Below are 11,633 nucleotides of genomic sequence, written 5' to 3' on the forward strand. Positions count from 1 at the left end.
GACGCGCTTTTTTTATGCCCTGGATCGTGGCTGGGTAATACGTAAGCCACTGACACAGGCAGCAATCACTGCCAGAATAGCCGCAGCCATCAGCGAGACGTGTGTACCATTATCACCAAACTGATTTAGCATCAGCGCCACCAGCGCCGCGCCACTACTCTGACCCAATAGACGAGCCGTCCCTAACATGCCACTGGCCCCACCGCTACGTTCGCGCGGAGCGGAGGTAATAATGGTGTGGTTATTGGGTGACTGGAATAAGCCAAATCCAGCGCCACATAAGATCATCGGCCAGATAATATTGATATCCGCAGGTGACGCGGGCAGCAGAACCAGGGAAAAAAGCCCCGCAGCCATGATGAACAACCCTAAAGCACCCAGCAATCCTGCATGTACGCGTTCAATCAAATAGCCTGCCAGCGGAGCCATCACCATTGTTGCTAACGGCCACGGTGTCAGAAGTAAACCTGTTTCGACTTCACTACGCCCGAGCACGGTTTGCAGGTAAAAGGGCAGGGAAACCATTGCCAGCATTTGTGCGCAGAAAGAGCAAACAGATGTGCAAATAGAAAGCGAAAACAGCGGGATACGCAGTAAATCCACCGGTAGCAGCGGTACGGGAAGAGAAAGCTGGCGGCGAATAAAGAAAATACCAACGACAACCATTACCACCAGTTCCGCGCCAATCAACGTCAGCGATTGCCCCTGAGCGAAACCACTCAATGCAGTAATAAGCAGGCCGAAGGTTAACGCGTTCATCACGGCGCTGGGCAGGTCGAAACGGGGTTTACTGGCACGAGAGCCATTGGGTGGCAGAAAACGCATGGCCAGAAGCAGGGCGATAATACCCAACGGTACGTTGATTAAAAATAACCATTTCCAGGATGCGATGGAGAGGATTGCTGCAGCAATTGTCGGCCCGGCAGCAGAAGAGACGGCAACAATAAACGAGTTTATGCCCATCCCTCTACCCAGAAAACGTTGTGGATAGATCAGGCGGATAAGTGCGGTATTAACGCTCATCAACGCTGCACCGCCGAAACCTTGTATGACACGCGCAAGGGTGAGCATTTGTAGCGAATCAGAAAGGGCGCAGAACAGTGAAGACAACAGAAAAACGACCAGACCGCATTTATAAATACGTCGATAGCCAAACATATCGCCCAGAAACGAAAACGAGAGCAGGGAGATGACAATGGCGATTTGATAGGCGTTCACTACCCAGATGGAACTGGCCGGTGTGGCATGAAGGTCTGTGGCGATTGTTGGCAAGGCGACGTTGGCGATTGCGCCGTCAAGCACAGCCATCGAAATACCAATCACAATGGTTAATATCGCACCGTATCGCTGGGGCAATGGCAGGCCGTCGGCCTGAACTTTTGGCATAGGAATTTTATATCTTTGGTGAATAATCAACAGGGGTAAGATTCTAGCACTGATATTCACGGTGGATGTCGCAGAATTGTAACTAACCGGCAAAAGATGGATTGCGACCACCCAGGTGCGAAATTATAATAAAAAACAGTTCTGATTTTTATAAAACACTCGCAATGAGGTGATAAATGGCTAATGCAGATCTGGATAAACAGCCTGATTCTGTATCTTCCGTGCTGAAAGTTTTTGGCATTTTGCAGGCGCTGGGTGAAGAGCGCGAAATAGGGATAACCGAGCTGTCGCAGCGCGTCATGATGTCAAAAAGCACCGTTTATCGCTTTTTACAGACCATGAAAACCCTGGGTTATGTGGCGCAGGAAGGGGAGTCGGAGAAATATTCGCTGACCCTGAAATTGTTTGAACTGGGCGCTCGTGCGTTACAAAACGTCGATTTAATTCGTAGTGCAGATATCCAGATGCGTGAGATCTCCCGCCTGACCAAAGAAACGATCCACCTCGGTGCTCTCGACGAAGACAGTATTGTTTACATCCACAAAATTGACTCTATGTACAATTTGCGCATGTATTCACGGATTGGGCGTCGTAATCCGCTGTACAGCACCGCGATTGGTAAGGTACTGCTGGCATGGCGCGATCGCGATGAAGTGAAGCAAATTCTTGAGGGCGTGGAGTATAAACGCAGTACCGAACGGACCATCACCAGTACAGAAGCGTTATTACCCGTTCTGGACCTGGTGCGCGAGCAGGGGTATGGCGAAGATAACGAAGAGCAGGAAGAAGGACTGCGTTGCATTGCGGTTCCGGTATTTGATCGCTTTGGCGTGGTCATTGCCGGTCTGAGCATCTCCTTCCCGACGTTGCGTTTCTCTGAAGAGCGTTTACAGGAATATGTCGCAATGTTGCATACCGCGGCGCGCAAAATTTCTGCCCAAATGGGTTATCACGACTATCCGTTCTGATGAGAGTAAGAACCTGTCTGAATATCAAACAGACAGGTTCTTTATTTAGCATGAGAAAAATAAAGTTGAAGGTGGCGTTATATTAAACGCACTTGCGATAAGAATATTTTACTTATGAGTGAGAATCTGATTATTTATTACCCTTAACCATTATCGACCACAATATTGCTTTTACGTAACAACGGGCAATCTGTTATCCCCAGAAAACCACTTTTAGTGTGCAGGTATTGTACCGTGCTGGTGCCTCTGGCGGTCAGATAGGTACATTGCAAACCTAATCCCGCGGCATTCTCTTTGCTTCCAATCAAAACGCCATATCCGCTGAGTAATAATCCTATCCATACCAGTGCTATCAGCATAACTGTGCGAATGATGAATCGCATTACAACCTCTTCTCTTTTTATGTTCGCTTAATCGTAGCGGCAATATGCGCTGAAGCAAGCGACTCATTCTGAAAAAGCACGAATATCGACATAGTTAGGCGCTGTTTAACTAACACATGCTAGTTTAATGACATAAGGTAGGTGAAACGGAGATTGGAGTGAAAAAGTTTCGATGGGTCGTTCTGGTTGTCGTGGTGTTGGCTTGCTTGCTGCTTTGGGCGCAGGTATTCAACATGATGTGCGATCAGGATGTACAATTTTTCAGCGGAATTTGTGCCATTAACCAGTTTATCCCGTGGTGATATCATTTTTTCAGCACTAGATTTTCTTCCTCTCCAGCAGTGGTAGAATAGCGCCTCTACTCAGAGGTGGTGAAATGAACGAAGTTGTAAATTCAGGCGTGATGAACATTGCGTCTTTGGTTGTATCGGTGTTGGTTCTTCTTATCGGGCTCATCTTGTGGTTTTTTATCAATCGTGCCAGTTCACGAACTAACGAACAGATTGAACTGCTTGAGGCGTTGCTGGATCAGCAAAAACGTCAAAATGCACTGTTACGTCGTTTGTGCGAAGCAAACGAACCTGAGAAAGAAGATAAAAAGACCGTTGAGAGTCAAAAATCGGTTGAAGACGAAGATATTATTCGTCTGGTCGCCGAACGGTAATCCTTCCTCAATCTTGAGTAACCCCGTCGTTGAAGGGTTACTCAATTCATCCTGATTATACGCACTGTCATGGTGCAACTGCTTCAAATTAAAACTCTGGTCTGACTTCAAATAATTATCATATTATTTATTTGCGTAACGGGATATCAGAAAAAGATATTTAGCCCATTAATTTATTAGGATGTTTACATCGGATTTGTGATTAAGCGTGTTATTATTTATTAGCGAAACGTTTCTCTCTTGATTTTTTTGCGCATTCATCAATTTTTCTTATTTTAAATTTACAATATCTTTGGCGATTGACTTCTCTTTGGGGTGATTGATAGCCGTTAACTGACTGTTTTATGAGAAAAAGTGATATAACTTTTTATTCATTGCATAGCAGAAAATGTGATATTGCACGCACTATGTAATAACTTCTCCCATTGGCCTGGAACAACTGAACTTATTGAACTATGTTAGAAAATACGTCAGTTTAAGTATCTGCCTGAACTGGCAAGGTTAAGCACAATGATATATCGGCGCGTATTCCGTTGCATAAGTGTGCAAAAAAAGTGGAAGACGTATCGAGATTTGTGCGTCTGATCGAGACATGTTTAAAAATGGCTTGCCATAATTAACGTTGTATGTGATAACAGATTTCGGGTTAAACGAGGTACAGTTCTGTTTATGTGTGGCATTTTCAGTAAAGAAGTCCTGAGTAAACACGTTGACGTTGAATACCGCTTCTCTGCCGAGCCTTATATTGGTGCCTCATGCAGTAATGTGTCAGTTTTATCTATGTTATGCCTGCGGGCGAAGAAAACAATCTAAGGAATTTTTCAAATGGCAAAGATTAAAGGTCAGGTTAAGTGGTTCAACGAGTCTAAAGGTTTTGGCTTCATTACTCCGGCTGATGGCAGCAAAGACGTGTTCGTACACTTCTCCGCTATCCAGGGTAATGGCTTCAAAACTCTGGCTGAAGGTCAGAACGTTGAGTTCGAAATTCAGGACGGTCAGAAAGGTCCGGCAGCTGTTAACGTAACAGCTATCTGATCGAATCCACTGATCTGAAGTGTGAAGACACTTCAATCTCGCTATAAAGCCTCGTCGAATGCGAGGCTTTTTACTTTGTTTTATCTTCGCTCCTGGCGTTCGGATATTTGCCCGCCGCGTGATTCGCGTTACACTTGCGGCCTTTAGTATCCTGCCGGAGTTGTCATGTCGTTTTCCTGTCCACTTTGCCATCAGCCTCTTTCGCGTGAAAAAAACAGCTATATCTGTCCCCAGCGACATCAGTTTGATATGGCGAAAGAAGGGTATGTCAATTTGCTGCCCGTTCAGCATAAACGGTCTCGTGATCCGGGCGACAGCGCGGAAATGATGCAAGCACGCCGCGCATTCTTAGATGCCGGACATTATCAGCCACTGCGTGATGCAATTGTCGCCCAACTGCAGGAACGGCTTGATGAAAAGGCCACGGCGGTGCTGGATATTGGCTGTGGTGAAGGGTATTACACACACGCATTTGCCGATGCGTTGCCCGAAATCACCACGTTTGGCCTGGATGTCTCGAAGGTAGCGATAAAAGCGGCGGCGAAACGCTATCCGCAGGTCACTTTTTGTGTTGCTTCCAGCCACCGTTTGCCGTTTTCCGATACCAGTATGGACGCCATAATACGTATTTACGCGCCGTGTAAAGCAGAAGAGTTAGCGCGAGTAGTGAAGCCTGGCGGTTGGGTCATTACTGCCACGCCGGGACCGCGACATTTGATGGAGCTGAAGGGGCTGATTTACAATGAAGTACATCTTCATGCACCTCATGCAGAACAACTCGAAGGTTTTACATTACAGCAGAGTGCTGAGTTGTGTTATCCGATGCGTCTTCGCGGTGATGAAGCCGTCGCATTATTGCAGATGACGCCGTTTGCCTGGCGTGCGAAGCCAGAAGTCTGGCAAACACTGGCAGCAAAAGAAGTGTTCGACTGCCAGACGGACTTTAATATTCACCTCTGGCAGCGTTCTTATTAACCGTGGAAGTGCGTCCAGAGGATCTGGACGCCGATGCCGATCAGCACCAACCCGCCGAGAATTTCTGCTTTTTTCCCAATAATTGAGCCAATAAAGCGACCAACCATCATCCCTAATGTCGACATAATCAAGGTTGCACAACCAATGGCCAATGCGGTCGCGATAATGTTGACCTGCAGGAAGGCGAGACCAACACCCACAGCCATGGCATCCAGGCTGGTGGCAATCGCGGTGGTTACCAGTAGCCAGAAACCGTGTCGACGGCGCGGTTCTTCATCTTCATCATCTGCGCCACGAAAACCCTCAATAATCATTCGCCCGCCGAGGAATATCAGCAGCACAAACGCAATCCAGTGGTTCCATTCAAGGACAAACCGGCTGGCTAACATGCCCATTCCCCAGCCGATCAGCGGCGTCAGGGTTTCGACGGCACCAAAAATAAGGCCGGTTCGCAACGCTTCAGAAAATTTCGGTTTATGGAGGGTGGCACCTTTACCGATTGATGCAGCAAATGCATCCATCGACATACCAAACGCAAGAAGAACAGTAGCAGTGATATTCATGACAACGTCCTGACCGGGGTATCCATAAAACACATCATCGCCCCCAGCAAACATGCATACATGAACAACAAACCGCGATGATTTTCGCGTTCATGCAGGCATAGCGATTGATGTGCATATGGTCTCGCCTGACTGAAAGTGTTCAGTCCGTACGTGCCACGTTTTGCAACGAGTATGTTGACACGTACATTTCCGGAATCTGGAAATCGGCTACTCCCCAAATGAGGGCGCAACATTAACATATTTTTAGAATATAAAACAACTGTTGGGATATATTATTTCAGCAGTTAATTGATAACGATTTTCATTTAGATTTATATATCAATGAAACGTTAAAATAAATAACAAATAAGGGATGGGATAATATAGCCTAAGCTATGTCTGATTATTTAAAATACAGCAAGCATAGCTTTGGCTAAATTCATAACTTATTGAGTGGAAACAAGAAGTTTATAAATTTTCTCCAGGTCGTCGATATTTCGAACGCGGATTAACAGCCGGCGCTGTTCTAATTGCATCACTAACACGCCATCTTCAGACAAGTTCATCGCTTTAATTCGACTATATTCAATCCAGACATTGGCGAAGAAAAAACCTTTTTGTTTAAAGATGATCTTCGGAACGCGGATCCAGAAAATATAAAACCCCATTAGAGCCAGTGCACTTAATAACCATGTCGTTATTTGCGCGCCATGATTCGTGACGTTGTTATAGATAAGAATGACAATCAGTCCTACGAAGATAACGCTGTCGATGCGGCCACGTCGGAGCAAAGGAATTGCCAGCAGGGTGGGGCCGTTGCGGCGGGGCATGATGAACTGATCGTAGATCGCGAAGGTCAGGAGTGCGGCGATGAAAAGAATCAGTACCAGGTCCGTGATTGTCATTAATCCTCCAGATAAAAAAACGGGGCCAAAAGGCCCCGGTAGTGTACAACAATCTTACAGTCCCAGCAGGCCGCAAGCGTAACCAGCGATACCGATGACGAAGAAGCCAACGATGATCCACAGCGGATTAACTTTTTTGCGCAGCAGCCACATACAAGCAAAGGTCAGCAGCAGTGGTACCAGGCCCGGCATTAACTGGTCAAGAATAGTCTGGACAGTGGTAACGTGTTCTTTGCCCGTCTGGTCAGTAATGCGAGAGACAACCAGCGGGATGTTGACATGTGTCCACTTGTTAACCAATGCCCCCATGACAAACAGGCCGAGAATAGACGCCCCTTCCGTCAGTTTTTGCAGGAAGCCGCCACCCATATCTTTAACGATATCGATACCTTTGGAGTAACCATACGCTACGCCGTAGTAACGGGTTGCCAGACGCACCAGGTTAAACAAGATGAAGAACAGCAGCGGACCTAACAGGCTGCCGCTCATTGCGATACCGGCACCCAGTGCTGCAAATACCGGACGTACGGTTCCCCAGAAGATCGGGTCGCCTACACCAGCCAGCGGCCCCATCAAACCGACTTTGATACCGTTGATAGCACCGTCATCGATCTCTGCGCCATTAGCACGCTGTTCTTCCAGCGCCAGGGTTACGCCGAGAATCGGCGCAGCCACGAACGGCTGGGTGTTAAAGAACTCCAGGTGACGGCGAATAGCTTGTTTACGAGCTTCGTTGTTCTCAGGGTAGAGGCGACGAATTGCCGGTACCATAGAGAAGCAGAAACCCAGTGCCTGCATACGTTCGAAGTTCCATGAACCCTGGAAGAGGTTAGAACGCAGGAAGACGCCACGAATATCACTTTGAGTGAGTTTTTTCTCGGTGGTAGTTTGAGTTGTATCAACCATTTCGCTCACCTGTTAGTCCAGTTCGTTATCGAGATCGTTGTTACCAGCGGCCTGAGCAGGCGCACCGGCTACGCGGTTGTATTTCGGGCTAAGTTGGATGTAGAGCACTGCCATAACAGTACCAATCACACCCAGAGCAACCAGGTTAAAGTTGGTGAATGCTGCGGTTACGAAGCCGAGGTAGAAGAACGGCATCAGGTAGCCAGCACGCATCATGTTGATAACCATCGCATAACCAACCACCACGATCATGCCACCGGCGATATTCAGACCATTGGTCACCACTTCCGGAATCGCATTCAGCATGTTCTGGACTTCGCTGGTACCAACAGACAGCGCAACGATGACGGCCGGAATAGCCACACGCATTGCTTGCAGGAACAGAGAAGAAACGTGGATCCAGGAAATCGCTGTCAGGTTGCCGTTATCAGCAGCCTTATCCGCAGCGTGCTGGAAAGCAACGGTAATAGTACGAACGATGATGGTCAGTACCTGACCTGCAGCAGCCAGAGGGATTGCCAGTGCGATACCCGCACCAATGCTCTGATGACCTGCGATAACCAGAATGGTAGAAATGATAGAAGCCAGAGCGGCGTCAGGCGCAACGGCAGCACCGATGTTCATCCAGCCCAGCGCGATCATTTCCAGCGTACCACCGATAATAATACCGGTTTTCATATCGCCAAGAACGATACCCACCAGGGTACACGCGATTAGCGGACGGTGAAACTGAAATTCATCGAGGATTGATCCCATACCTGCGATACAGGCTACGATAAATACCAGCACAATTTGAAGAGTGGTAATCTCCATTGTACTTCTCCTGTTTACGTAAGACTTAAGTGTGAAAACTGAGTGATAATCAACACAATACGTTACTTATCGATTTTGCTGATCAGATCCATCATTTTCAGTTTCGGATCGGTGGAAACCTTACGGACTTCCAGCTCAATACCGCGCGCATTCAGTTTCTTGAACGCCTCGATATCTTTTTCATCAACCGAAACCGCGTTATTCACCTGGGTTTTACCCTGACGGAATGCCATACCACCGACGTTAACAGAGGTGATTTTCACGCCGCCTTCAACGAGACGCTCAACATCTGTTGGGTTGGTAAATAACAGCATTACGCGTTCGCCAGCATATTTCGGGTTGTTGTAGACGCGAATCATTTTGGCAACATCAACTACGTGTGCTGTTACGCCCGGAGGTGCAACCTGGGTGAGCAGTGTCTTACGAACGGTATCCGCAGCCACTTCATCACTAACAACAATAATACGGGAGACATTGGTTTCTTTGGTCCAACGGGTGGCGACCTGACCGTGAATCAGACGGTCGTCGATACGCGCAAGGCCAATAACCATGTAGTCGTTTGGTCCCATTGGTTTTGCCGGAGTTGGAGCCGCTTTTGGTGCTGCGGCAACGGGTGCTGGCGCGGCTTTTTCAACCGGTTTGGCTTTCAGTGCTTTCACGCCTTCACGGCCTGTTTCTACTGCCAGAGCCACCAGTTCATCAAAGCTTGGGTCATCATCACGGGCCATTAACGTTTCCACGAGCATTGGAATGTTAACGCCTGCAATGACTTCATAATGCTCTTTGTCGACGACAATGCGGCTGGCAGCATTGAACGGGCTGCCTCCCCATGTATCAACGAGAAACAGCACGCCTTTAGTGGTGTCGAGTTTTGCCAACTGAGCGTTGTACTTTTCAATCAGCGTTTCGGCATTTTCACCTGGAACGAAATCGATCCAGCCGACGTTTTCCTGCTCGCCTAACAGCATTTCTGCCGTTTTAAGCAACTGCTCTGCAGCCCAACCATGTGTGCCTATAACAATAGCAATGGTCACTTGCTACCTCCTTTATTATCGTTAACACCTCAACGTGCCAGATGTATTTTTGAATCGTCGTCCACAATCGAATCGATTCAGATAAGGGCTACAACCAAAAACCCCTGCGTTTCGCGATTTATTTTAGATATCGAAAAAATTATTTTATGTGATGAAGATCCGTAATTTAACTTTCGATTAGCAGAAATTTCGAAAGGTAAAATATCCTTGTCACATTCGTTTGCAAAGGAAGGTAAATCTTTGCCAAATCAGATGTGTCTCTGATATGTTTAACTCCCGTTTAACAACCATGGAGTATGGGGCAGTAGCCCGCAGTATGGATCGTCACCGACGTCATTTCAGCATCAGGCCTTTTAACGCCTGCTTTTCTGGCACTTTATGCCGCACCTTTCGTTTGCCTTTTGTCGTTACGCCTGCATTATTTCTGGCGCCGAATAGCTATTCCTTAAGCAGGAGCTTGTCATGGAATTCTTAATGGACCCCTCAATTTGGGCGGGGCTACTCACGCTTGTTGTTCTCGAAATTGTGCTGGGTATCGATAACCTGGTCTTCATCGCCATTCTTGCTGACAAACTGCCGCCAAAACAACGCGATAAAGCGCGTTTGCTGGGATTATCACTGGCGCTGATTATGCGTCTGGGGCTGCTGTCGCTGATTTCATGGATGGTCACGCTGACCAAACCGCTCTTTACCGTCATGGATTTCTCCTTCTCCGGACGCGACCTGATTATGTTGTTCGGGGGGATATTCTTGCTGTTCAAAGCAACAACCGAACTGCATGAACGGCTGGAAAACCGCGATCATGATTCCGGCCACGGTAAAGGCTACGCCAGTTTCTGGGTGGTCGTCACACAGATCGTCATCCTTGACGCCGTCTTCTCGTTGGATGCGGTGATTACTGCTGTAGGGATGGTTAACCATCTACCGGTGATGATGGCTGCGGTGGTGATTGCGATGGCGGTCATGTTGCTGGCATCGAAACCGCTGACGCGATTTGTTAATCAGCATCCAACGGTAGTGGTGCTCTGTCTGAGCTTCCTGTTAATGATTGGTCTGAGTCTGGTGGCAGAAGGTTTCGGTTTCCACATTCCGAAAGGTTACCTGTATGCCGCGATTGGCTTCTCGATCATCATCGAAGTGTTTAACCAGATTGCGCGTCGCAACTTTATTCGTCACCAGTCGACTTTGCCGCTGCGTGCGCGTACTGCCGATGCCATCCTGCGTTTGATGGGCGGGAAACGTCAGGCCAATGTTCAGCACGATGCCGATAACCCGATACCGATGCCGATCCCGGAAGGTGCGTTTGCCGAAGAAGAACGTTACATGATTAACGGTGTATTGACGCTGGCGTCGCGTTCTCTGCGCGGGATCATGACGCCGCGCGGTGAAATAAGCTGGGTTGACGCTAATCTCGGGGTGGATGAAATCCGTGAGCAGCTGCTCTCCTCACCGCACAGTCTGTTCCCGGTATGTCGCGGTGAACTGGATGAAATCATCGGTATCGTACGTGCTAAAGAACTGCTGGTGGCGCTCGAAGAAGGTGTTGATGTGGCGGCGATTGCTTCGGCGTCTCCGGCGATTATCGTCCCTGAAACCCTTGACCCGATCAACCTACTGGGCGTGCTGCGTCGTGCTCGCGGGAGCTTCGTTATCGTGACCAACGAGTTTGGTGTGGTACAAGGCCTGGTCACGCCGCTGGATGTGCTGGAAGCCATTGCGGGTGAATTCCCGGACGCTGACGAAACGCCGGAAATCATTACCGATGGTGACGGCTGGCTGGTAAAAGGCGGTACAGATTTGCATGCCTTGCAGCAGGCGCTTGATGTTGAGCACCTTGCCGATGACGATGATATCGCGACGGTCGCGGGCCTCGTGATCTCGGCAAATGGTCACATTCCCCGTGTGGGCGATGTGATTGATGTAGGGCCACTGCATATCACCATCATTGAAGCCAATGATTATCGTGTTGATCTGGTTCGCATTGTTAAAGAGCAACCGGCGCACGATGAAGATGAGTAA

Annotated in this window: 15 protein-coding genes; 8 read left to right on the forward strand and 7 right to left on the reverse strand. The window is 48.2% G+C overall.

Annotated elements, in window-relative coordinates; genetic code table 11:
* Positions 1 to 12: 12 nt before the first annotated feature.
* The gene (locus BGE37_RS07895; RefSeq protein ID WP_001354729.1) at positions 13 to 1,386 is read right to left on the reverse strand and encodes an MFS transporter; all 1,374 of its coding nucleotides are present in this window, start codon (positions 1,384 to 1,386) and stop codon (positions 13 to 15) included.
* A gap of 176 nt (positions 1,387 to 1,562) precedes the next feature.
* Between BGE37_RS07895 and kdgR the strand changes: the two genes are divergently transcribed.
* Positions 1,563 to 2,354 (forward strand): DNA-binding transcriptional regulator KdgR, encoded by a 792-nt coding sequence (gene kdgR / locus BGE37_RS07900; RefSeq protein WP_032184413.1) that lies wholly within the window; start codon positions 1,563 to 1,565, stop codon positions 2,352 to 2,354.
* 143 nt (positions 2,355 to 2,497) lie between these two features.
* On the opposite strand, the gene BGE37_RS07905 is transcribed toward kdgR, so the two are convergent.
* Entirely contained in the window at positions 2,498 to 2,737 is a 240-nt protein-coding gene (locus BGE37_RS07905; protein ID WP_001211011.1) for a YobH family protein, read from the reverse strand.
* A 158-nt stretch (positions 2,738 to 2,895) separates the two neighbouring features.
* On the opposite strand from BGE37_RS07905, the gene mgrB reads away from it, so the two are divergent.
* The 5 genes from mgrB (at position 2,896) to rlmA (ending at position 5,411) form a co-directional block, all read left to right on the forward strand.
* Positions 2,896 to 3,039 (forward strand): PhoP/PhoQ regulator MgrB, encoded by a 144-nt coding sequence (gene mgrB, locus BGE37_RS07910; RefSeq protein WP_000714550.1) that lies wholly within the window; start codon positions 2,896 to 2,898, stop codon positions 3,037 to 3,039.
* Between the two features lie 74 nt (positions 3,040 to 3,113).
* Positions 3,114 to 3,401, forward strand: coding sequence for a YebO family protein (locus BGE37_RS07915; protein WP_105287917.1), 288 nt, complete (start codon positions 3,114 to 3,116; stop codon positions 3,399 to 3,401).
* Between the two features lie 669 nt (positions 3,402 to 4,070).
* Positions 4,071 to 4,214, forward strand: a complete 144-nt coding sequence (locus BGE37_RS07925; protein WP_001295496.1) for a DUF2627 domain-containing protein — start codon at positions 4,071 to 4,073, stop codon at positions 4,212 to 4,214.
* 12 nt (positions 4,215 to 4,226) lie between these two features.
* A complete protein-coding gene (gene cspE, locus BGE37_RS07930; RefSeq protein ID WP_001062678.1) occupies positions 4,227 to 4,436 on the forward strand; it encodes a transcription antiterminator/RNA stability regulator CspE in 210 nt (69 codons plus the stop codon).
* A gap of 165 nt (positions 4,437 to 4,601) precedes the next feature.
* Positions 4,602 to 5,411, forward strand: a complete 810-nt coding sequence (gene rlmA / locus BGE37_RS07935; protein ID WP_000010109.1) for a 23S rRNA (guanine(745)-N(1))-methyltransferase — start codon at positions 4,602 to 4,604, stop codon at positions 5,409 to 5,411.
* Here the strand turns inward: rlmA and mntP are convergent.
* From mntP to manX, 5 genes are all read right to left on the reverse strand, one after another.
* On the reverse strand, positions 5,408 to 5,974 hold the full coding sequence (gene mntP / locus BGE37_RS07940) for a manganese efflux pump MntP (protein WP_001296134.1): 567 nt from the start codon (positions 5,972 to 5,974) through the stop codon (positions 5,408 to 5,410). The genes rlmA and mntP overlap by 4 nt on opposite strands.
* Before the next feature lie 428 nt (positions 5,975 to 6,402).
* A complete protein-coding gene (locus BGE37_RS07950; protein ID WP_000156290.1) occupies positions 6,403 to 6,861 on the reverse strand; it encodes a DUF986 family protein in 459 nt (152 codons plus the stop codon).
* Between the two features lie 54 nt (positions 6,862 to 6,915).
* Positions 6,916 to 7,767 (reverse strand): PTS mannose transporter subunit IID, encoded by an 852-nt coding sequence (manZ, locus tag BGE37_RS07955; protein ID WP_000228655.1) that lies wholly within the window; start codon positions 7,765 to 7,767, stop codon positions 6,916 to 6,918.
* 12 nt (positions 7,768 to 7,779) lie between these two features.
* Positions 7,780 to 8,580 carry a PTS mannose transporter subunit IIC gene (gene manY, locus BGE37_RS07960; RefSeq protein WP_000406926.1) on the reverse strand — a complete coding sequence of 267 codons (801 nt, stop codon included), beginning with the start codon at positions 8,578 to 8,580 and terminating at the stop codon, positions 7,780 to 7,782.
* Positions 8,581 to 8,642: 62 nt separating this feature from the next.
* Positions 8,643 to 9,614, reverse strand: coding sequence for a PTS mannose transporter subunit IIAB (manX, locus tag BGE37_RS07965; RefSeq protein ID WP_000150550.1), 972 nt, complete (start codon positions 9,612 to 9,614; stop codon positions 8,643 to 8,645).
* A 316-nt stretch (positions 9,615 to 9,930) separates the two neighbouring features.
* Here manX and BGE37_RS25810 point away from each other — a divergent pair, with 316 nt between their 5' ends.
* Together BGE37_RS25810 and yoaE are read left to right on the forward strand one after the other, a co-directional pair.
* Entirely contained in the window at positions 9,931 to 10,089 is a 159-nt protein-coding gene (locus tag BGE37_RS25810; protein WP_269218577.1) for a protein YoaL, read from the forward strand.
* Entirely contained in the window at positions 10,077 to 11,633 is a 1,557-nt protein-coding gene (gene yoaE / locus BGE37_RS07980) for a CNNM family cation transport protein YoaE (RefSeq protein ID WP_000394971.1), read from the forward strand. Before BGE37_RS25810 ends, yoaE begins: the two co-directional genes overlap by 13 nt.

This window comes from Escherichia sp. MOD1-EC6300, assembly GCF_002965045.1.
Classification (GTDB): Bacteria; Pseudomonadota; Gammaproteobacteria; order Enterobacterales; family Enterobacteriaceae; genus Escherichia; species Escherichia coli_F.